Origin of the sequence: Saccharothrix longispora (assembly GCF_031455225.1) — a bacterium.
Taxonomy (GTDB): domain Bacteria; phylum Actinomycetota; class Actinomycetes; order Mycobacteriales; family Pseudonocardiaceae; genus Actinosynnema; species Actinosynnema longispora.
Map to the genome: position 1 here is coordinate 1967883 of NZ_JAVDSG010000001.1, position 20314 is coordinate 1988196.

General features: G+C 72.5%; 19 protein-coding genes. 12 read left to right on the plus strand and 7 right to left on the minus strand.

Features of this window, described 5'->3' with window-relative positions; genetic code table 11:
* Positions 1 to 112: 112 nt before the first annotated feature.
* A complete protein-coding gene (locus tag J2S66_RS08265) occupies positions 113 to 658 on the minus strand; it encodes a YceI family protein (protein WP_310305841.1) in 546 nt (181 codons plus the stop codon).
* A 92-nt stretch (positions 659 to 750) separates the two neighbouring features.
* On the opposite strand from J2S66_RS08265, the gene J2S66_RS08270 reads away from it, so the two are divergent.
* Entirely contained in the window at positions 751 to 1242 is a 492-nt protein-coding gene (locus tag J2S66_RS08270; protein ID WP_310305842.1) for a MarR family winged helix-turn-helix transcriptional regulator, read from the plus strand.
* Positions 1243 to 1302: 60 nt separating this feature from the next.
* Here J2S66_RS08270 and J2S66_RS08275 read toward each other — a convergent pair whose 3' ends face one another.
* Entirely contained in the window at positions 1303 to 2469 is a 1167-nt protein-coding gene (locus J2S66_RS08275) for an MFS transporter (RefSeq protein ID WP_310305844.1), read from the minus strand.
* Between the two features lie 131 nt (positions 2470 to 2600).
* Here J2S66_RS08275 and J2S66_RS08280 point away from each other — a divergent pair, with 131 nt between their 5' ends.
* Positions 2601 to 3425 carry an ATP-grasp domain-containing protein gene (locus J2S66_RS08280; RefSeq protein ID WP_310305847.1) on the plus strand — a complete coding sequence of 275 codons (825 nt, stop codon included), beginning with the start codon at positions 2601 to 2603 and terminating at the stop codon, positions 3423 to 3425.
* Positions 3426 to 3486: 61 nt separating this feature from the next.
* Here J2S66_RS08280 and J2S66_RS08285 read toward each other — a convergent pair whose 3' ends face one another.
* Both J2S66_RS08285 and J2S66_RS08290 read right to left on the minus strand, forming a co-directional pair.
* Entirely contained in the window at positions 3487 to 4104 is a 618-nt protein-coding gene (locus J2S66_RS08285; RefSeq protein ID WP_310305850.1) for an alpha-ketoglutarate-dependent dioxygenase AlkB, read from the minus strand.
* A 58-nt stretch (positions 4105 to 4162) separates the two neighbouring features.
* Positions 4163 to 4324, minus strand: coding sequence for a hypothetical protein (locus tag J2S66_RS08290; RefSeq protein WP_310305852.1), 162 nt, complete (start codon positions 4322 to 4324; stop codon positions 4163 to 4165).
* Positions 4325 to 4549: 225 nt separating this feature from the next.
* Between J2S66_RS08290 and icmF the strand changes: the two genes are divergently transcribed.
* Positions 4550 to 7792 (plus strand): fused isobutyryl-CoA mutase/GTPase IcmF, encoded by a 3243-nt coding sequence (gene icmF / locus J2S66_RS08295; RefSeq protein WP_310305855.1) that lies wholly within the window; start codon positions 4550 to 4552, stop codon positions 7790 to 7792.
* Between the two features lie 51 nt (positions 7793 to 7843).
* A complete protein-coding gene (locus tag J2S66_RS08300) occupies positions 7844 to 8653 on the plus strand; it encodes an MBL fold metallo-hydrolase (protein WP_310305857.1) in 810 nt (269 codons plus the stop codon).
* Here the strand turns inward: J2S66_RS08300 and J2S66_RS08305 are convergent.
* Both J2S66_RS08305 and J2S66_RS08310 read right to left on the minus strand, forming a co-directional pair.
* A complete protein-coding gene (locus J2S66_RS08305) occupies positions 8643 to 9875 on the minus strand; it encodes an Nramp family divalent metal transporter (RefSeq protein WP_310305859.1) in 1233 nt (410 codons plus the stop codon). The genes J2S66_RS08300 and J2S66_RS08305 overlap by 11 nt on opposite strands.
* A gap of 66 nt (positions 9876 to 9941) precedes the next feature.
* Positions 9942 to 10805, minus strand: coding sequence for a manganese catalase (locus J2S66_RS08310; protein ID WP_306747768.1), 864 nt, complete (start codon positions 10803 to 10805; stop codon positions 9942 to 9944).
* A gap of 195 nt (positions 10806 to 11000) precedes the next feature.
* Here J2S66_RS08310 and J2S66_RS08315 point away from each other — a divergent pair, with 195 nt between their 5' ends.
* From J2S66_RS08315 to J2S66_RS08350, 8 genes are all read left to right on the plus strand, one after another.
* Positions 11001 to 11723: an AfsR/SARP family transcriptional regulator gene (locus tag J2S66_RS08315; RefSeq protein WP_310305861.1), complete on the plus strand. Its 723-nt coding sequence runs from the start codon at positions 11001 to 11003 to the stop codon at positions 11721 to 11723.
* Positions 11724 to 11826: 103 nt separating this feature from the next.
* A complete protein-coding gene (locus J2S66_RS08320; protein ID WP_310305862.1) occupies positions 11827 to 11961 on the plus strand; it encodes a hypothetical protein in 135 nt (44 codons plus the stop codon).
* Positions 11958 to 12389 (plus strand): hypothetical protein, encoded by a 432-nt coding sequence (locus J2S66_RS08325; protein WP_310305865.1) that lies wholly within the window; start codon positions 11958 to 11960, stop codon positions 12387 to 12389. The genes J2S66_RS08320 and J2S66_RS08325 overlap by 4 nt, the downstream gene beginning before the upstream one ends.
* On the plus strand, positions 12386 to 13555 hold the full coding sequence (locus J2S66_RS08330; protein WP_310305867.1) for a zinc-dependent alcohol dehydrogenase: 1170 nt from the start codon (positions 12386 to 12388) through the stop codon (positions 13553 to 13555). The genes J2S66_RS08325 and J2S66_RS08330 overlap by 4 nt, the downstream gene beginning before the upstream one ends.
* 8 nt (positions 13556 to 13563) lie before the next feature.
* A complete protein-coding gene (ctaD, locus tag J2S66_RS08335; protein WP_310305870.1) occupies positions 13564 to 15378 on the plus strand; it encodes an aa3-type cytochrome oxidase subunit I in 1815 nt (604 codons plus the stop codon).
* Between the two features lie 37 nt (positions 15379 to 15415).
* Positions 15416 to 15886 carry a hypothetical protein gene (locus tag J2S66_RS08340; RefSeq protein WP_310305873.1) on the plus strand — a complete coding sequence of 157 codons (471 nt, stop codon included), beginning with the start codon at positions 15416 to 15418 and terminating at the stop codon, positions 15884 to 15886.
* Between the two features lie 203 nt (positions 15887 to 16089).
* On the plus strand, positions 16090 to 17892 hold the full coding sequence (locus J2S66_RS08345; protein ID WP_310305876.1) for an FAD/NAD(P)-binding protein: 1803 nt from the start codon (positions 16090 to 16092) through the stop codon (positions 17890 to 17892).
* A 189-nt stretch (positions 17893 to 18081) separates the two neighbouring features.
* The gene (locus tag J2S66_RS08350; RefSeq protein ID WP_310305878.1) at positions 18082 to 19317 is read left to right on the plus strand and encodes a putative PEP-binding protein; all 1236 of its coding nucleotides are present in this window, start codon (positions 18082 to 18084) and stop codon (positions 19315 to 19317) included.
* Positions 19318 to 19324: 7 nt separating this feature from the next.
* On the opposite strand, the gene J2S66_RS08355 is transcribed toward J2S66_RS08350, so the two are convergent.
* On the minus strand, positions 19325 to 20305 hold the full coding sequence (locus tag J2S66_RS08355; RefSeq protein ID WP_310305880.1) for a pectate lyase family protein: 981 nt from the start codon (positions 20303 to 20305) through the stop codon (positions 19325 to 19327).
* Between the last annotated feature and the right edge of the window lie 9 nt (positions 20306 to 20314).

The window sequence follows — 20314 nt, forward strand, 5'->3', positions numbered from 1 at the left end:
GTCCGGTTCACCCCGGACCGCGACCACGTCGCCCCGGGATCGTCCGGGTGGGTGCGCGAAAGCCCCGCCGGCAGCACCGGCGGGGCTTTCGCGATCGGCCTTCGAGCGGGGCTCAGCCCTGCTTGGTGGCCTCGATCTCCAGCAGGATCGTGATCTTGTCGCCGACGACGGCGCCGGCGGGGCCGCCGGTCACGCCGAAGTCCTTGCGGCTGATCTCGGTGGAGGCGGAGAAGCCCGCGACCTTGGCGCCCTCGCCCATGCCGTCGCCGAAGCCGTTCAGCTCCAGCTCCAGGGTCACGGCCTTGGTCACGCCGTGGAACGACAGGTCGCCGTCGACGAGGAAGCCCTCGCCGTGGGCGCGCACACCGGTGGAGGTGAAGGTCAGCTCCGGGAACTTCTCGACGTCCAGGAAGTCCTCGCCGCGCACGTGGGCGTCGCGCTGCTCGTTGCGGGTGTCGATGGAACCCGCGTCGATCTTGGCGGTGACCGAGGACTCCAGCGGGTTCTCGGCGGTCACGATGGCGCCCTCGAAGGTGCCGAAGTGGCCGCGGACCTTGGACACGCCCAGGTGGCGGACCACGAAGGAGACGTCCGAGTGCACCGGGTCGATCGCCCAGGTGCCCACGAGGTAGCCGGGGATCGCAGTCTGCGAGGTCATCGTCAAAGTCCTTCTCGGTCGGTCTGGTTGAACTCTCAACAGAACATAGCGCATCCTGGTTGAGTGTTCAACAACGGACGTATGATGGGGGTATGAGCGACGTGCGGTGGTTGAGCGCCGAGGAGCAGCAGGTCTGGCGTGCCTTCATGACCGCCGTGACCAAGTTCACCGGACACCTGGACCGGCAGTTGCAGCGCGACTCCGGCATGCCGATGGCCTACTACGAGATCCTGGTCGCCCTGTCGGAGGCGCCGGACCGCGCGATGAGGATGAGCGAGCTGGCGTCGGTGTGCCTCTCCTCCCGGTCGAGGCTGTCCCACGCGGTGGCCCGCCTGGAGAAGGAGGGCTGGGTCGAGCGCCGGGCGTGCGCGTCGGACCGGCGCGGCTCCATCGCGACGCTGACCGACGAGGGCTTCGCCGTGCTGCGGGAGGCCGCGCCGGGGCACGTGGCGGCGGTGCGCGAGCACCTGTTCGACGTGCTGACACCGGAGCAGCTGCGAGCGCTGGCGTCGATCAGCCGTGCGGTCGACGCCGGGCTGACCGTGGAGTGCGACAAGGCCCGCGCCGAACTCGGCGAGTTCTGAGGGGGTCGGCCGCGGCACCGCGCGTGTCCGTCGGGTCGAGGGCGCCGGTCGGGACGTCGGTCAGACCGTCCCGGTAGGACCGGACCGGACCAGTCGGGCGACCGGCCACCACACGACCAGTTGCAGCACGGCCAGCGCCAGCGCGAAGGGCAGCAGCGTCCCCACGCCGACGGCCTGCGCGAGCGCACCCGCCGACCACGGCAGCACCCCGCCGCCGATCGAGGAACCGGCGTTCAGCACACCCATCGCGGTGGGTGCCAGCCGAGGCCCGACCAGGTCCGGCACCACCGCGATCGCGGTCGGGAACACCGGTCCCAGCGCGAAGCCGAGCAGCGCGAAGCCCGCGACCGGGGGGAACGGGGTCAGCCACAGCGCGGCCGCCGCCACCGCCACCCCGGACAGGCACAGCGTCATCAGGCCCACCGCCGTCCACCCCAGGCGGGTGAGCACCGGGCTGATCGTGAACCGCCCGACCGTCAACCCCAGCCAGTACGCGCCCACCGCGTAGCCGGCCGCCGCGTCGGCGTGCCCGCGCGCCTGCACCAGGTAGCTGAACCCCCAGCTGCCGACCGACTGCTCCAACCCGACGTACAGCACCAGCAGGAGGGTGGCGACCAGCACGCCGCGGTGGCGCAGCGCCGTGCCCAGCAGGCCCGTCGACCGGGTCGGCGACGACGCCGGGGCCCGCGCGGGGAACGCGACCAGGTAGCAGGCCACCAGGGGGAGCGCGGCCAGGCCCAGCACCAGCCAGGTGGTGGGCCACGGCGCGGTGGCGAGGAGCCGGGTCGCGCCCACCGGTCCGAGCAGCGCGCCCGCGCCGAAGAACGCGTGCAGCCGGTTGAGCCGGGTCGTGGCCCCCGGCAGCGCCGCCAGCACCGCGTTGAGGACCGACTCCAGCACCCCGCTCGCCCAACCCACGACGGCCTGGAGCAGCGCGTACCCGACGAACGGCGGGTGCGCCGCGGTGACCAGGGCGGCCACCGCGAACAGGACGCCCGCCGCCGCGAGCACGGTCCGCGGTCCCCAGCGGTGCAGCAGCGGTCCGGCGGCGGCCCCGCCCAGCACGAACCCCGCCGACCCGGTGAGGAACGTCAGCCCGAGCGTGGCCCGGTCGACCCCGTAGTCGTCGAGCTGCGCCGGCAGCAGCACGCCCGACGCGCCGATGCCGACGCCGAGCAACGCGAACGTCGCGTACGCCGACGCGACCCGGACCCGCACCCCGTCCACCGGACCTCCCCCGGACCGGTCCGAGGATCGGACGACCGCGCACCGCGGGTCGAGGGCTTGCGCAACCTTTCGGCGCGCGTTTCGCGCAAAATCGCCGGCCGCCGGGCGCGCGGGCGGTCACCATGGCGGCCATGATGCTGCTCGTCCCCGCCGACCCGCTGCGGCCGGTGCGCCCAGACCCGCACTTCGCCCCCGAGGCCGCCGCCGCCCGCGACGCCGGGCACCGGGTCGCGGTCGTCGACCACGACGCGCTCGCCCGCGGTGAGGCCGAGCGCGCCGTGGCACGGGTGCCCGCCGACGACGATGCCGTCTACCGGGGCTGGATGCTGCGCTCCGAGCACTACTCCGCGTTCGCCGCCGCCCTGGCCGCGCGGGGCGTGACGACGCGCACCTCGCCCGGGCAGTACCGCCGGGCCCACGAGCTGCCCGGCTGGTACGGGGACTTCACCGCGCACACCCCCGAGTCGGTGTGGACGGTGGGCTTCGACCGCGAGGCCTTCGACGAGGTCCGCCGCGACCTCGGCTCCGGCCCGGCCGTGCTGCGCGACTACGTGAAGTCCGCGAAGCACCACTGGCACGAGGCCGCCTACATCCCGGACCTCGCCGACGCCGAGGCCGCCTGGCGGGTCGCCGCGCGGTTCCTCGAATTGCGCGACGACGACGCCACCGGCGGGTTCGTGCTGCGCCGCTTCGAGCGGTTCACCTCCACCGAGGTCCGCACCTGGTGGGTCGACGGCGCCTGCGCGCTCATCGGTCCCCACCCCGACACGCCGAACGAGGTGCCCGACGCGCCGGACCTCGGCGCCATCGGTCCGCTGATCGCCGACCTGCGGTTCGCCACCGTCGACCTGGCCCGGCGCGCGGACGGCGAGTGGCGGGTGGTGGAACTCGGCGACGGCCAGGTCAGCGACAAGCCCGGCACCACCGCGGCGGGCGCGGTGGTCGCGATCCTGTGACGGCGCGGGACCGACGGCGCGGGACCGACGGCGCTGGACCGACGGCGTGACACCACGGGGATCAGCGCACGCCGCGCGGCCGGAACTGGACGCTGACGCGCGGACCGACCGCCCCGGCCGCCTTGGGGACGGCGTGCTCCCAGGTGCGCTGGCACGAGCCGCCCATGACGATCAGGTCGCCGTGGCCGAGGGCGTAGCGGGTGGTGGGACCGCCGCCGCGCGGTCGCAGGGCCAGGGTGCGCGGGGCGCCGACGGACACGATGGCCACCATCGTGTCGTGCGTGGCGCCTCGGCCGATCGTGTCGCCGTGCCAGGCCACGCCGTCGCGACCGTCGCGGTAGTAGCAGAGGCCGGCGGTGCGGAACGGTTCGCCCAGCTCCTCCGCGTAGTGCGCGCTCAACGCCGTGCGCGCCCCGGTGAGCACCGGGTCGGGCAGGGGAGCGGTCTCGTCGTAGAAGCGGAGCAGGCGCGGGACGTCGACCACGCGCTCGTACATCCGCCTGCGCTCGGCCCGCCACGGCACCTCGGCCACCAGGCGTCGGAACAACGCGTCCGCGCCGGTCAGCCAGCCCGGCAGCACGTCCACCCACGCGCCGTCGCCCAGGGTGGTCCGCCGCAGCCCCGTCAGCGGGCGCAGCGCCGGGGCCTGCGCGCCGTCGTCGAACAGCGACACCTGCATGTCGGCAGCATAACCCGGTCGGTCGAACACCTGTTCGACCACGACTGGCGGGAGGGGGTCAGGCGTCCGGCTCGGGCTTGCGCCGGCGGCCACCGGTGCGCACGGGCGCGGCCTGCTCCTGGCTCTGGTCGACCTGCTTCGGCCCGGCGGCCTCACCTTCGGCGGGCTTGTCGGACAGCAGGATGGCGGCCAGCTCGTCGTAGATCGGTGTGCTGCTCATAGAAAAATCCTCTACCCCGTTTGTACGCAAGTTACACGCGTGTACGTCAAGGCGTACGTCCAGGGTTGGCAAAGCGATCGGGGGTCGGCCGGACGGGTGGTCGGGGAGTGGTCACGGGGTGGCGCGGTGCGCGGTCGCGTGACGTGCGCGACAATTCCCTCCTACCTCCGATAGACGGATGTCCTAGTAATCTGTGGGGGAGTCGCCGATGCCGAAGGAGCCGTCGTGACCGCCGCCAGCCCGCTGCACACCCCGGAGCACCCGGTCCGCTTCATCACCGCGGCCAGCCTGTTCGACGGGCACGACGCGGCGATCAACATCATGCGCCGCATCCTCCAGTCGCAGGGCGTCGAGGTCGTGCACCTCGGCCACAACCGGTCCGTGCGCGAGGTCGTGGACGCGGCGGTCCAGGAGGACGTGCAGGGCATCGCCATCAGCGCCTACCAGGGCGGCCACGTCGAGTACTTCACCTACCTGGTCGAACTGCTCGCCGAGCGCGGTGCGGGGCACGTCAAGGTCTTCGGCGGCGGTGGCGGCGTGATCGTGCCCGAGGAGATCGAGCTGCTGCACTCGCGCGGCGTGGCGCGGATCTTCTCCCCGGCCGACGGCCAGCAGTTGGGCCTGGCCCGCATGATCAACACGATGGTGGCGGCGTGCGACCACCCGTTGGCCGAGCGCGTGCCGCCGTCGTGGGACGGGCTGTTCACCGGCGGGGACGACCTGCTGGCCCGCGCCGTCACGCTCGTCGAGGCCGGCTGGCTCCCCGACGACCTGCGGGAGGACCTGGTCGCCGCGGCGGCCGGGCGCACCGTGCCGGTCCTGGGCATCACCGGCACCGGCGGCTCGGGCAAGTCCTCGCTGACCGACGAGCTGGTGCGCCGCTTCCGGCTCGACCAGGAGGACAAGCTGCGGGTGGCCGTCCTGGCCGTCGACCCGACCCGCCGCAAGGGCGGCGGCGCCCTGCTGGGCGACCGCATCCGGATGAACTGCCTGGGCGGCGACCGCGTGTTCTTCCGCTCGATGGCCACCCGGCGCGCGGGCGCGGAGGTGCCCGACGGGCTGGCCGACGCGATCCTGACCTGCAAGGCGGCCGGGTTCGACCTGGTCGTCGTGGAGACGCCGGGCATCGGCCAGGGCGACGCGGCGATCGTGCCCTTCGCGGACCTCTCGCTGTACGTGATGACGCCGGAGTTCGGCGCCGCGTCGCAGCTGGAGAAGATCGACATGCTCGACTTCGCCGACGTGGTCGCGATCAACAAGTTCGAGCGCCGCGGCGCCGAGGACGCCCGCCGCGACGTCGCCCGCCAGCTGGTGCGCAACCGCGAGGCGTTCGGCGCGTCCTGGGAGGACATGCCGGTCTTCGGCACGTCCGCCGCCACCTTCAACGACGACGGCGTGACCGCCCTGTACCAGCACCTGCGCGACGAGCTGGCGCAGCGCGGCCTCGCCGTGGGCGACGGCGCGCTGGCCCGGGTCGACCGCAAGGTGTCCACGTCGGCGTCCACCGTCGTGCCGCCCGAGCGCGTCCGCTACCTGGCCGAGATCGCGGAGACCGTGCGCGGCTACCACCGCGCCACCGAGACCCACGTGGACGCCGTGCGCCGGGTCGCGCGCCTGCGCGCCGTGCGCGAGGAGCTGGCCGCCGCCGGCCACGACACCGCCGGGGTCGCGGAGCTGCTGGGGGCGGCCGAGCAGCGGGTCGACGCGGTGTCCGCGGCGCTGCTCGCCGAGTGGCCGAAGACCGTCGAGGACTACAGCGGCGACGAACTGGTGGTGAAGGTCCGCGACCGGGAGATCCGCACGACGCTCACCCGCGAGACGCTGTCGGGCAACCGGGTGCGCCGCGTCTCGCTGCCCCGCCACGACGACGACGGCACGCTGCTGCGCTTCCTGCGCGAGGAGAACCTGCCCGGCCGCTTCCCGTACACGGCGGGCGTGTTCCCGTTCAAGCGCGACGGCGAGGACCCGGCGCGCATGTTCGCGGGCGAGGGCGACGCGTTCCGCACCAACCGCCGCTTCAAGTACCTGTCCCAGGGCTCGGAGGCCACGCGCCTGTCCACCGCGTTCGACTCGGTCACGCTCTACGGCCGCGACCCCGACACCCCGCCGGACGTCTACGGCAAGGTCGGCACGTCCGGCGTGTCCATCGCGACCCTGGACGACATGAAGGCGCTCTACGACGGCTTCGACCTCACCGCGCCCACCACGTCGGTGTCGATGACCATCAACGGCCCCGCGCCCACGATCCTCGCGTTCTTCCTCAACACCGTGGTGGACCAGCAGGTCGACAAGTTCCGGGCCGAGCACGGCCGGGAGCCGTCGGCGGAGGAGGCCGCGGAGCTGCGGGCGCGGGCGCTGTCGACCGTGCGCGGCACCGTGCAGGCCGACATCCTCAAGGAGGACCAGGGCCAGAACACCTGCATCTTCTCCACCGAGTTCTCGCTGCGGATGATGGCCGACATCCAGGAGTGGTTCATCCGCAACCGGGTCCGCAACTTCTACTCGGTGTCCATCTCCGGCTACCACATCGCCGAGGCCGGCGCGAACCCCATCAGCCAGCTCGCCTTCACCCTCGCCAACGGGTTCACCTACGTCGAGTCGTACCTCGCGCGCGGGATGTCGATCGACGACTTCGCGCCCAACCTGTCGTTCTTCTTCTCCAACGGCATGGACGCCGAGTACAGCGTCATCGGCCGGGTGGCGCGACGCATCTGGGCCATCGCCATGCGGGAGCGCTACGGCGCCAACGAGCGGTCGCAGAAGTTCAAGTACCACGTGCAGACCTCCGGCCGGTCCCTGCACGCGCAGGAGATGGACTTCAACGACATCCGCACCACCCTCCAGGCGCTGTGTGCCCTGTACGACAACACGAACTCGTTGCACACCAACGCCTACGACGAGGCGGTCACCACGCCCACCGAGGCGTCGGTGCGCCGGGCGATGGCCATCCAGCTCATCATCAACAAGGAGTGGGGCCTGTCGGCGAACGAGAACCCGCTCCAGGGCTCGTTCGTGATCGACGAGCTGACCGACCTGGTCGAGGAGGCGGTGCTCGCCGAGTTCGACCGGCTCTCCGAGCGCGGCGGCGTGCTGGGCGCGATGGAGACCGGCTACCAGCGCGGTCGCATCCAGGACGAGTCGATGCGCTACGAGCAGCGCAAGCACGACGGGTCGCTGCCGCTGGTCGGGGTGAACACGTTCCTGCCCGAGGACGGCTCGCGCGAGCAGGCGACCATCGAGCTGGCCCGCGCCACCGAGGACGAGAAGCGCTCGCAGGTCGAGCGGACCCGCTCGTTCGCCGCCGCCCACGCCGCGGAGGCCGAGCCCGCCCTGCGCCGGCTCAAGCAGGCCGCCGCGTCGGGGGAGAACGTGTTCGACGTGCTGGTGGACGCGGCGCGCGTGTGCACGCTCGGGCAGATCACCGAGGCGTTCTTCGAGGTGGGCGGCCAGTACCGGCGCAACGTGTGAGGAATCGCGACCCGCGTGGTTGAACCGCCCGCCCGCGGTTATCCCGCGGCCATGGGCGAGCAGAATTCGTTGTTCTTCGTCGGCAACGCCACGACGGTGCTGAGGTTGGGGCCGTTCACCCTGCTGACCGACCCCAACTTCCTCCGCCGCGGCCAGTGGAGCTACTTCGGGCAGGGGCTGGTGTCCCGGCGGCTCAAGGACCCGGCCGTCGGCATCGACGGGCTGCCGCCGCTCGACGCGGTGGTGCTGTCGCACTTCCACGGCGACCACTTCGACCGGGTCGCGGCGCGCGGCCTCGACCACGACCTGCCGGTCCTGACCACCCCGCACGCCGCGCGCAGGCTCGGTCGGCGCGGCTTCCGGGAAACGCTGGGCCTGCGCACCTGGGGGCAGGAGACGCTGACCAGGGGCGAGGCGTCGGTGACGATCACGTCGCTGCCGGGGCGGCACGCGCTCGGCGCGCTGGCCAGGGTCCTGCCACCGGTGATGGGCACCATGGTCGAGTACCGGGCGAACCCGACCGCGACGCCGCTGCGGGTCTACCTCAGCGGTGACACGCTCGTCCACGACGAGCTGCGCGAGATCCGCGAGCGCTACCCGGAGATCGACGTCGCGGTCGTCCACCTGGGCGGCACGAAGGTGCTGGGCGTGCTGCTCACCATGGACGGCGCGCAGGGCGTCGACCTGCTGGAGATGCTGCGCCCGCGGCACGCCGTGCCGGTGCACTACGACGACTACGGCCTGATGAAGTCGCCGCTGTCGGACTTCGTCGGCGAGGTCGAGCGCCGCCGCCCACCGGTCTCGTTGATCCCGGTGGGCCGCGGCGAGACGGTCCCGATCCCCGGCCGGCTCACCCGGTGAAGGTGCGGACCAGCAGGAACACGTTCAACGCCGAGATGACCGCCGCGCCCGCCGCGCCGAACCACGTGGTGGCGCGGCGGTTCACCGCGTCGCCCATCACGTCGCGACGGCGCCCCAGCAGCACGAGCGGGACGAGGGCGAACGGGATGCCGAACGACAGCACGACCTGGCTGAGCACCAGCGCCTTCATCGGGTCGACGCCCATCGCCAGGATGACCAGCGCCGGGGCCATGGTCAGCAGCCTGCGCAGCGACAGCGGGATGCGGCGGCGCAGGAAGCCCTCCATGACGACCTGACCGGAGTAGGTGCCGACGCTGGACGCGGCCAGGCCCGAGGCCAGCAGGGCCAGCGCGAACGCCAGCGCAGCGCCGGGGCCGAGCAGGCTGCCCAGCCCGCTGTGCATGTCCTCCAGCGACTCGCTGGGCGTGTCGCTGCCGTGGAACGCGCCGGCCGCCACGACCAGCATGCTCACGTTGACGACGCCGGCCACGCCGAGCGCGACCAGGATGTCCGTGCGGCTGGCCCGCAGCGTCCGCCGCCGCACCACCGGGTCGGTCGTGTGGTGGCGCTGGGTGAGCGCCGAGTGCAGGTAGATGACGTGCGGCATGACGGTCGCGCCGAGCATGCCGGTGGCCAGCAGCACGCTGTCCACGCCGGCGAACCCCGGCACGAGCCCGGCCGCCGCGCCGGTGAGGGGACCGAGCTGCAACGCCTGGTAGAGGAACCCGCCGAGCACGATCGCGAGCAGGCCGACGATCACCGACTCGAACCGGCGCCTGCGCAGCGGGGCCAGCGCGAGGATGCCCGCCGACACCACCGCCGTGATCAGCGCGGCGGGCAGCAGCGGCACCCCGAACAGCAGGTTCAGCGCCACCGCCGCGCCCACGAACTCGGCCAGGTCGGTGGCCATCGCCACCAGTTCGGCCTGCACCCACAGCATCCCCGTGACCGGTCGCGAGTAGCGCTCGCGGCACAGTTCCGGCAGGTTGCGGCCGGTGACCACGCCGAGCTTCGCCGACTGGTACTGGATGAACATCGCCAACCCGCTCGCCGCGACGATCACCCACAGCAGCAGGTAGCCGTGCTTGGCGCCGCCCGCCATGTTGGTCGCGAAGTTGCCCGGGTCGACGTACGCGACCGCCACCACGAACGCCGGGCCCATGACCACGGCCGCCGACCGCAGCCGCGCCACCACCGGCGACGCCATCGAGATGCCGACCATCCCACCGTCCTTCCGTGCTCGGGTGGTGGCCACCCGGACGGGTGGCCACCACAGCGGGACCTGGTGTCAGGGAGCGAGCTTCTTGATGGCCTTCTCGATGAGACCGAGGTTCGCGGGGCTCGTCGCGTAGAGCATCGGGTCCGGCGGCGGCGCGGACGCCTTGCCCCCCAGCGGCTCGACGTCCATCAGGTAGGAGAACTCGTGCGAGCCGTCCGGCGCGGGTCCGGAGGCCCAGCGGCCCTCGGGGCCGTGCACGCCGTCGGAGTTGTGCCAGATCGTGCCCGCGTGCTCCTGGTGCTCCTCGTCGAACAGCGCGCTCGGGCTGATCGGGCCCTCCAGCCCGTCCTCCTGGAGCTCCTCGATCGCGGCCAGCCACATGTTCTGGTGGGCCGTGTCGCGGGCGAGGTTGAACTTGAGCATGTCGCGCACGCCGGGGTCGTCGGTCATGTTGTAGAGGCGCGCGGTCTGGAGCCGGCCCTGCGCCTCGGCCGCGACGTTCACCCGGAAGTCGGCCATCAGGTTGCCGCTGGCCACGATGTAGCGGCCGTTCCACGGCACCCCGTTGCTGTCGGACAGGGTGGGGCCGCCGCCGCTGACGATGGCCTGCTGGACGTCCATGCCGCCGAGGACCGCCGCGACGGCCGGGTCCTTCACGGCGTCGGCCGTCATCTCCGAAGGAGCGCCCTCCAACAGCCTGGCGCACATCGTCGCCAGCATCTCCACGTGGCCGATCTCCTCGGTGGCCACGTCCATGATGAGGTCCTTGTACTTGCCCTCCACGCGGCAGTTCCAGCCCTGGAACAGGTACTGCATCGTCACCGTCATCTCGCCCCACGCGCCACCGATCAGCTCCTGGAGCTTGCGGGCGAACAGGGCGTCCGGCGCGCTGGGCTTGGCCTCGAACTGCAGCCTGCTGGTGTGCAGGAACATCACGCCTCCTGGGTTGCGGTCAGGGCGCCGACGCTAGGAACGCCGCATGACAGGGAGCGCCCGAACCCGCCACGGGCGCGTCACCGCCGCGTCACCCGTGCTGGTCACAGCGGAAGAAAATTCGCGGCCGATGGTGTGTTCGCGGATTTCACGGGCACCCGTGCGGCCCGAGCACCCTGTAGATGGGCAGTACCGATGAGCGAACCCCTCGCCGAGTCCGAGCCCCGCACCACGATCAGGCTCCTCGACGGCTTCGTCCTGGAGCACGGTCCGACACCACTGCACGTGATACCGGGCGCGCGCCGGCTGCTGGCCCTGCTCGCTGTGCGGCAGGCGCCGGTCAGCCGCGCGGTCGTGGCGGCGATGCTGTGGCCGGAGGCGACCGCCCGCCGTGCCGCCGCGTGCCTGCGCTCCACCCTGTGGCGCCTGGCCCAGCCGGGCGCGCCGCTGGTCGAGCCGACCGAGGACGCGCTGCGCCTGGGTGCGGCGGTGGACGTCGACTTCCACCGGGCGTGCCGCCTGGCCGCCACCGCCGCGGAGGCGGGCACGCCCGACCCGGGGGCCGTGGCCCTGCTCAAGGCCGACCTGCTGCCCGGCTGGAGCGACCAGTGGCTGGCGGCCGAGCAGGACTGGTGGCACGAGGCGCGGCTGCGGGCGCTGGAGGCGCTCAGCACGCGGTTCAGGTCCGCCGGCGACCGCCACCGCGCCCACCAGGCCGCGCTGGCGGCCGTGCAGAGCGACCCGCTGCGCGAGAGCGCCCACCGCACCCTGGTCGAGTTGCACCTCGACGACGGCAACCCCGCGCAGGCCGTGCGGCAGTACCGGAGCTACCGCTCGCGGCTGCGCGCCGAACTGGGGCTGGAGCCGTCACCGGAGATCCACCGGCTGGTCGGCCCGCTCCTCGGCGGACGGGCGTGACGGCGCGGGGGAGGTTCAGGCGAATGGGTCGCCGTCCGGGGGTTTGAAGCGGATCGGCCCGGCAATCCAGCGCCCACCGCTCGCGGGCACGAGGAGGAAGTCGATGACCGAACCACAGCGGGACGACGAGGGCGTCGAGCGCGGTGCGGCCGAGGAGAACAGCGGGTCGCCCCTGACCGAGACCGAGGTCGAGGTCTCGAAGCGGCCGCCGAGCGACTCGCCGGAGGACGAGGCGTGAACGGCAGGCTCACGACGTTGGCCCTGACCGGAGCGGGTGCGGCGGCGGCGTTGGCCGGCCGCGCCGTGGCCCGGCGCCGCGCGGCGCACGGCACCCGGTCGGACCACTGGCTCGCGGTGACGGTGGCCCGCCCGCTGGAGGACGTGGAGGGGGCGCGGGCCCTGCCCGAACCGCTGGAGCGGCTGAGCGGGCAGGTCGACCTGCGCTTCCGCGCGGCCCCCGGCGACCGGGGCACCGAGGTGCTGGGCCGGCCGCGCGGCGACGCCGTGTCGCGGGAGGACCTGCGGGTGGCGCTGCGGAAGGCCAAGTCGCTGCTGGAGACCGGCACCGTGGTCCAGCCCGACGCGCGGCCGTCGACGCACCCCGGTCCGGCGGGCAAGGTGCTCCAGTTCGTCGTGCGCAAGTCCAAGGGGGAGGGCAGGCTGTGAAGGCGCTGTGCTGGGAAGGCGTCAACGACGTCCGGGTGCAGAACGTGCCCGACCCGATCATCCAGAACGACGAGGACCTGATCCTGCGGGTGGGCCTGAGCACGGTGTGCGGCTCCGACCTGCACCTGCTCACCGGCCACATCCCGTTCATGGAGGCCGGTGACGTCATCGGCCACGAGTTCATGGGCGAGGTCGTCGAGGTCGGGCCGGGCGTCACCCGCCACAAGGTGGGCGACCGCGTCGTCGTGGCCTCGTTCATCGGCTGCGGGCGCTGCTGGTACTGCCGCAACGATCTGTGGTCGCTGTGCGACAACACCAACACCAACCCCGGCATCACGCAGGCCCTGTGGGGCGCGGACCCGGGCGGCATCTTCGGCTACTCGCACGCGATGGGCGGCTTCAAGGGCAGCCACGCCGAGTACGTGCGCGTGCCGTTCGCCGACCACACCGCCATCCCGATCCCGCCCGCCGTGGACGACCTGAGCGCCGTGTTCGCCTCCGACTCCGCCCCGACCGGGTGGATGGGCGCGGAACTCGGCGGCGTCGGCCCCGGCGACGTGGTGGCCGTGTGGGGCAGCGGCGCGGTCGGCCAGATGGCGGCCCGCTCGGCCCAGCTGCTCGGCGCGGAGCGCGTGGTCGTCATCGACCGCTTCGACTACCGGCTCACGCAGGCCGAACAGGCGTTCGGCGTGGAGACGCTCAACTACGGCGACACCGACGTCGGCGCGGCGCTGCGCGAGATGACCGGCGGTCGCGGCCCGGACGTGTGCATCGAGGCGGTGGGCTGCGAGGCGCACAGCTACGGCCCGCAGCACGCCTACGACCAGGTCAAGAGCAAGCTGAAATTGGAGACCGACCGGCCGATCGCGGTGCGCGAGGCGATCCACGCCTGCCGCAAGGGCGGCTCGGTGTTCGTGCTCGGCGTGTTCAGCGGCATCGTCGACAAGTTCCCGCTCGGCGCGATGATGAACAAGGGCCTCACCCTGCGCGGCGCGCAGCAGCACGGGCAGCGCTACATCCCGATGCTGCTCGACCGGATCGCCTCGGGAGAGCTGAGCACCACCCACCTGGCGACGCACGTCATGCCGCTCGACGAGGGCGCGCGCGGTTACCAACTGTTCAAGGACAAGGAAGACGACTGCCTGCGGGCCGTCTTCCGCCCGTGAGGGGCGACATGACCACGCTCAAGCCCGCACCCGTGCCGATCGCGGACCAGACGCGCTCGCGCCTCAAGGGCTCCGCGCTGCTGCGGCTGTTCCGGACCACCGACCACAAGCTGATCGGGTTGATGTACCTGGTCACGTCGTTCGCGTTCTTCATGGTCGGCGGCCTGATGGCGCTGCTGATGCGCGGCGAGCTGGCCCGGCCGGGGATGCAGTTCCTCTCCAACGAGCAGTACAACCAGCTGTTCACCATGCACGGCACGGTGATGCTGCTGCTCTACGCGACCCCGATCGTGTTCGGCTTCGCCAACTTCATCCTGCCGCTCCAGATCGGCTCGCCCGACGTGGCGTTCCCGCGGCTCAACGCGTTCTCGTACTGGCTGTACCTGTTCGGCGGCCTGATCACGGTCAGCAGCTTCCTCACCCCGGCGGGCGCGCCGGACTTCGGCTGGACCGCCTACACGCCGCTGTCCACCGCGATCCACAGCCCCGGCGTGGGCGCGGACCTGTGGATCTGCGGCCTGGCGGTCGGCGGCCTCGGCACGATCCTCGGCGCGGTCAACATGATCACCACCGTGGTCTGCCTGCGCGCGCCCGGCATGACGATGTTCCGGATGCCGATCTTCACCTGGAACATCCTCATCACCTCGATCCTGGTGCTGGTGGCGTTCCCGATCCTGACCGCCGCGCTGCTGGGCCTGCTGGCGGACCGGCACTTCGGCGCGCACGTGTTCGACCCCGCGAACGGCGGGGTGATCCTGTGGCAGCACCTGTTCTGGTTCTTCGGGCACCCCGAGGTCTACATCGTCGCGCTGCCGTTCTTCGGCATCGTGTCGGAGATCCTGCCGGTGTTCAGCCGGAAACCCCTGTTCGGCTACAAGGGACTGGTCTACGCCACGATCGCCATCGCGCTGTACTCGGTGATCGTGTGGGCGCACCACATGTACGCCACCGGCGCGGTGCTGCTGCTGTTCTTCTCGGCCAGCACGTTCATCATCGCGATCCCGACCGGCATCAAGTTCTTCAACTGGATCGGCACCATGTGGAAGGGGCAGCTGACGTTCGAGTCACCGATGCTGTTCAGCGTCGGGTTCCTGGTGACGTTCCTGTTCGGCGGCCTGTCCGGCATCCTGCTCGCCTCGCCGCCGATCGACTTCCACGTGCACGACACGTACTTCGTGGTGGCCCACTTCCACTACGTGCTGTTCGGCACGATCGTGTTCGCCACCTACGCGGGCATCTACTTCTGGTTCCCGAAGTTCACCGGGCGGATGCTGGACGAACCGCTGGGCAAGCTGCACTTCTGGCTGACCTTCCTCGGGTTCCACGGCACCTTCCTGGTCCACCACTGGCTGGGCAACCAGGGCTTCCCGCGCCGCTACGCCGACTACCTGCCCAGCGACGAGTTCACCACGCTCAACACGATCTCCACGGTGGCGGCGTTCGTCCTCGGCGCGTCCACGCTGCCGTTCGTCTACAACGTGTTCCGCAGCTACCGGTTCGGCGAGATCGCGGGCCGGGACGACCCGTGGGGCTTCGGCAACTCGCTGGAGTGGGCGACCACCTGCCCGCCGCCGCGGCACAACTTCACCGAGCTGCCCCCCATCCGCAGCGAGCGCCCGGCGTTCGAGCTGCACTACCCGCACATGGTCGAGCGGATGCGCGACGAGTCGCACTACTCGGTGACCAAGCGCGGGGGCCGCGCGGGCGTCGACCCCACCACCGAGAAGTACCTGGCGCCGACCGACCGCGACACGAAGATCACCGACCGGGACGACAAGCGCGACGTGAAGCTCGACGACGACAAGGGCGGTGACGACTCGTGATCGGGTTCGGCACCGGCGGAGTGGGTACACCGTCGTCATGAGTTCGGAGGATCTGACGGGCTACGTACCGTCGCAGGACACGAGCGAGGCCGAGAGCGACCCGGCGGCGCTGAACGCGGCCGAGGACCTCGACGAGGACCGGATCAGGAAGGACCCGCTGGAGGCGGGGATGGACCCGCCGGAGAACTGGTCGGGCGTGACCAAGTACGGCATGACGCCGTACGAGGAGTCCCACCCCCGGCCCCTCGCGGACCGGCTCGCCGAGGAGCAGCCCGACGTGACGGCGGACCGGCCCGCAGGCGAGCCCGCGGGCGAGCCGGTCGACCAGGCCGACGAGGACGTGGTGAGCCTCGACCACGAGGCGGTGTCGCAGGACGGCGACGACGCCACCCTGGAGCGGCTCGACCAGCCGGAGGAGCTGGTCAGGGCCGATCCGGACACCCTGTCGCGGGAGGACGAGATCCGGGCCGAGGCCGTGGGCCGCGGTCAGGCGTCCGACGACTACTGAGCCGTACCCCGCGCGTGCCCGACCCCGCGCCGCCGTGACCCACCGGGCACGGCGGCGCGGGGTCGGGCACGCCCGCGCGTCGCGAGGCCGAACCCGGAGTCCGCGACAACGGAGACACGCCCCGGTGCTCCCGCTAACGTGATCGCGGATCGCGTACGGCGGGAGACCGGAGCAGCGTGGGGAACTCGGGAAGAGCGCACAGGGTGGTCGTCGTCGGTGCGGGCCTGGGGGGCGTGGCCACCGCCATCCGCCTGCTGCGGTTCGCCCGGGAACCGCTGGAGGTGGTGCTGCTCGAACGGCGCCCCGACTACCGCAACGCCGGGGTGGCCTACCACCGCGGGGGCAACCACTGGCACCACGTCTTCAACATCCAGGCGGGCCGCATGTCCGCCTTCCGCGAGGACGTCGACGACTTCGTCGACTGGGCCAACCACGAGGCCGACCGGACCGGGTGGCCCGACGAGTGGCGCGGGTTCGCCTTCACCGAGTCGGGTCCGGCGCCCCGGCGGATCTACCACGACTACCTCGACAACCGCCTGGCCGAGGCCGCCCGCGAGGCCGCCGCCGGCGTGGTCCTGGTGGAGGCGGACGGCGAGGCCGTCGACCTGGAGGTCCGCGACGGTGTCGTGGACGTCGTGCTCGGCGGCGCGTCCCGCGAGGTGCTGACCGCCGACCACGTCGTCCTCGCGACCGGGCTGGAGGTGCGCTTCCCGGCGTTCGCGGCCGACGTCGCGGACCACCCCGCGTTCGTGCGGCACCCGTACTCGGAAGCCGGGCTCGCCCGCGTCCTCGACGTGGCGCCGGACGACGACGTGGTCATCGTCGGCTCGCTGCTCACCGCCTACGACTTCGCCGACCTCCTGCTGCGCCGCGGCCACGCCGGGCGCGTCCACCTGGTCTCGCGGTCCGGCCTGATGCTGCGGACCTACCCGCCGGACCACCGGCACCACGTCCTGACCCTGCCGCCGCCCCGCCTCCTCGATCACCCGTACGAGGGACGCGAGGACTTCGTCCGGCGCCTGCGGGCGGAGTGGGAGAAGGCGTGCGACGCGGTCGTCCGCCGACACCCCGACGTGCCCAGGGAGGTGGTGTCCGAACGGGTCGCGAAGTCCTGGGAGCCCTACCTGCCCGACGTCATCGCCCGCGTGCCGCCCGACGACCTGCGTGCCCTGCTCACCGCCCACAGCAGCCTGCTGGCCGTGCTGCGGGTGGGCGCGGTGCCGTACACGACCAGGCTGGTCGAGGAGGCGGTGCTCGCGGGCGACCGGCTCTCGCTCACCGTGGGGGCGGTCGAGCGCGTCGAGCCCGCGGGCGACGGCGCGCTGGCCGTGTCCGTCTCGGGGGCGGACGGGACGCGCACCATCGAGGCGCGCCTGGTGATCTGCAACTTCGGGCGGGAGTCCGACTACCTGCGCGCGGAGTCGCCGCTCTGGTCGTCCCTGCTGCGCAAGGGCCTGGCCACCGCGCACCGGCACACCGGCCGCGGCGTCGAGGTCGACGCGGTGGGCGGGCTGCTGACCCCGGCCGGCTCACCCGTCGGACCGGTCACCGTCGTGGGCAGCCCGCGCGAGGGCGACGAGATCGTGCGCCACGGGCGCACCGGCGCGTTCACCTTCAACCTCGCCGCGATCAAGAACCACTCGGTGTCCGCCGCCGCGACCGTGCTCCAGCGGCTCGAACACCGCTACGACGAACGCGCGGACGACGTGGTCGAGGCGTTGACCACCACCTCGGACCCGGCCGTGGACGGCGTGTTCTCCCGTGCGGTCTCGTTCGACGTGCGGCGGATGGCGGCTCGCCGCCGCGCCGACCGCGAAGCCCTCGCCGAGCGGCTCGACGACAGCCTCGGGGCCATCCGGGACGCCCTGGGCGCCCCGGTCGGCGACAGCGCGTTGCGATTCGCGGTCAACACCACCGCGACGGAGATGCTCAAGGACCTGTCCGTCACACCGCGTGACCTCCGGGCCCTCCTCGGGCTCGACGACGCGGTGGGCCGGCCCGGGTGACCCGGCCGGGCCTGGCGCAACCGGGGAGATGATCGACGGCTCGGGCGGCTGCCACGCTCGTGGGGTGGCGGTGGCCGAGCGGAGTCAGGTTTCCACGCTCCGTGATGGGCGACGGTCGTCCGCGCACCGACCGGAGCCGTGGGAGGACATGTGGGGTCTCGCGAGATCTCAGGGGTTGTGCTCGTCGACGTGCCGGTACCGACCGTCCGGGGCACGTGCAACCGCACCGGCGAGCCCGTCGAGGGATCGGTGCTGGTGGTCGAGTCGCTCGTTCCGGGGATGTACGAGGCCCTGGTGGCGTCGTCGGCCGTGATCTGCGCGAAGGGCGGGAAGACGGGCCACATGCAGTCGCTGTGCCGCCTGCGCGGCATCCCCGTCATGCGGGTCGCCGCCGCCGAGCTGGACGACCTCGTCGGCGAGGTCACCGTCCGGCTGGACCGCCAGTCCGTCGTGCTCGGCGGCGCCGTGCCGCAGGCCAGGGCGGCGGAGTCCCCGGTCACCGCGCCGGCCGACCTCGGCTCGATCTGCGCGGTCATCGCCGCCACCTCGGACGTCCGGTCGGTCAACGCCCTCGACCAGCGCGTGGAGGGCCTGGACACCTTCTTCATCCGCGAGGAGTTCCTGTGCCTGACGGCGGGCCTGAGCCCGCTCGACTCGCTGCGGGCGGGCCCCGACCGAGCCGAGCGCTACGGCGCGGCCCTCGGCGCCGAGCTGTGCGCGATCGCCGGGCAGCTGCTGCCCGGGCAGCGCCTCGTCATGCGGTTGCTGGACCTCCGGTCCGACGACGCCGCCCACATCACGCGCGACGTGGGCGTGGACCGGGAGCCCAACCCGGAACTCGGCCTGCACGGCGCCCGGTGGCTGCTCGACGAGGAGCACTACCCGCGCGCCTTCCGGGCCCTGCGCGCGCACGTGCGGGAACACCTGGGCGCCGCCGCCGGGCAGGTGGACTTCGCCGTGCCGTTCATCAACGACCAGGACGAGTACCTGCTGCTGCGGCAGCGGCTCGACCTGCCGGAGGACCTGCCCCTCGCGGTGTTCGTCGAGACGCCGGCGGCCGTGCACGCCGCCGGCGCGTTCTGCGCGGCGGGCGCGAGCGAGCTGTTCGTCGGCACGAAGGACCTGACCCAGTTCTACCTCGCGGCGGACCGGGGCAACCACCTGGTGGCGTCCTCGTACCGGATGCGCCACCCGGCCGTCCTCGCGGCGCTGCGGGACGTGGTCGACGCCGGCCGCGCCGCGGGGACGCCGGTGCACGTGTTCGCGCTGGCCGTCGACCTCGACCACTACGTGCGACGCCTGCCGGCGGACGGTTTCATGATGTGCGCGGCCGAACTGCGGCAGCTCGCCCGCCGGTCCGCCCCGCCCACCGCCCACCGCCCGCTCGACACCGGACCGCAGAGCGCCATCGGGGCGTGGAACTGAGCCCCGCTCAGACGCGCCCGACGCCCGCGCCCGCCGTGACCAGACCGGGCACGGCGGAGGCGGGGTCGGGCGCGTACGCGTAGTAGGTGCGGGGTTCGACCACGGTGCCCAGGGTCTGCGGCGCGCCGGAACCGACGTAGGCGTTGCCGCGTTCGACCACGCGCCCGGGGCCGCTCTTGTCGTAACCGGACAGGATCGGGTGGGCGACGTTCTCGAAGTAGTTGTTCTCCACCAGGACGCCCGCGCCCTCCGTGGACGCCACGCCGTACAGCGCGTTGCCCCGGTAGTAGTTGTTGTAGACGTGCACGGGCTCGCCGAACCGCACGCGGGGGTGGCGCTGGTCGGTGCGGTCGAAGAAGTTGTGGTGGTAGGTGACGCGCAACTTGCCCCGGTCGGCGGTGTAGCTGTCCGAGTGGCCGAGCAGTGCGGCCTTGCTGTGGTCGTGGAAGTGGTTCCACGACACGGTGACGTAGTCGGACTCCCGCTTGACGTCCAGCAGGCCGTCGTAGCCGTCGGACAGGTCGCAGTGGTCGATCCACACGTGGTGGGCCTTGTTGGTGACGCTGATCGAGTCGTCCGAGGCGCCGGTGAACCGCAGGTTGCGGATGATCACGTTGTTGCCCGGTCGGGTGGTGGAGCCCAGTTGCAGGCCGCCGCCGGTGATCCCGGAGGTGGAACCGACGCCGATGATGGTCTTGTTCGCCACCACGGTGATCATGTCGTCCACGTCGAGCCGCCCGGACACCGCGATCACGTAGGGTTCCCTGCGGCCCGCGTAGTCGGCCAGCGCGTCGCCGCTGGTGACGGTGACGGCCTGGCCGGCCGCGCCGCCCGTGGTGCCGTTCTGCCCCAGGGCGTCGACCGAGGCGAACCCGTCGGCCGCGGCGAGCGCGGAGGGGTGCGCGGCCCAGGCGGTGCGGGGGAGTGCCGCCGCCGCGGCGGCGAGTGCGGAGCCGGCGAGCAGGCGCCGGCGGTTCAACGGGCTCATGGTCGCCCC

Excerpts from the sequence above, each read along its gene's own strand:
- J2S66_RS08340 (WP_310305873.1), top strand. The coding sequence starts at position 15,416 with ATGAGTTCGGAGGATCTGACGGGCTACGTACCGTCGCAGGACACGAGC.
- ctaD (WP_310305870.1), top strand. The coding sequence starts at position 13,564 with ATGACCACGCTCAAGCCCGCACCCGTGCCGATCGCGGACCAGACGCGC.
- J2S66_RS08300 (WP_310305857.1), top strand. The coding sequence starts at position 7,844 with ATGGGCGAGCAGAATTCGTTGTTCTTCGTCGGCAACGCCACGACGGTG.
- J2S66_RS08290 (WP_310305852.1), bottom strand. The coding sequence starts at position 4,324 with ATGAGCAGCACACCGATCTACGACGAGCTGGCCGCCATCCTGCTGTCC.
- J2S66_RS08310 (WP_306747768.1), bottom strand. The coding sequence starts at position 10,805 with ATGTTCCTGCACACCAGCAGGCTGCAGTTCGAGGCCAAGCCCAGCGCG.
- J2S66_RS08305 (WP_310305859.1), bottom strand. The coding sequence starts at position 9,875 with ATGGTCGGCATCTCGATGGCGTCGCCGGTGGTGGCGCGGCTGCGGTCG.
- J2S66_RS08355 (WP_310305880.1), bottom strand. The coding sequence starts at position 20,305 with ATGAGCCCGTTGAACCGCCGGCGCCTGCTCGCCGGCTCCGCACTCGCC.
- J2S66_RS08270 (WP_310305842.1), top strand. The coding sequence starts at position 751 with ATGAGCGACGTGCGGTGGTTGAGCGCCGAGGAGCAGCAGGTCTGGCGT.
- J2S66_RS08315 (WP_310305861.1), top strand. The coding sequence starts at position 11,001 with ATGAGCGAACCCCTCGCCGAGTCCGAGCCCCGCACCACGATCAGGCTC.
- J2S66_RS08320 (WP_310305862.1), top strand. The coding sequence starts at position 11,827 with ATGACCGAACCACAGCGGGACGACGAGGGCGTCGAGCGCGGTGCGGCC.
- J2S66_RS08280 (WP_310305847.1), top strand. The coding sequence starts at position 2,601 with ATGATGCTGCTCGTCCCCGCCGACCCGCTGCGGCCGGTGCGCCCAGAC.
- J2S66_RS08285 (WP_310305850.1), bottom strand. The coding sequence starts at position 4,104 with ATGCAGGTGTCGCTGTTCGACGACGGCGCGCAGGCCCCGGCGCTGCGC.
- J2S66_RS08265 (WP_310305841.1), bottom strand. The coding sequence starts at position 658 with ATGACCTCGCAGACTGCGATCCCCGGCTACCTCGTGGGCACCTGGGCG.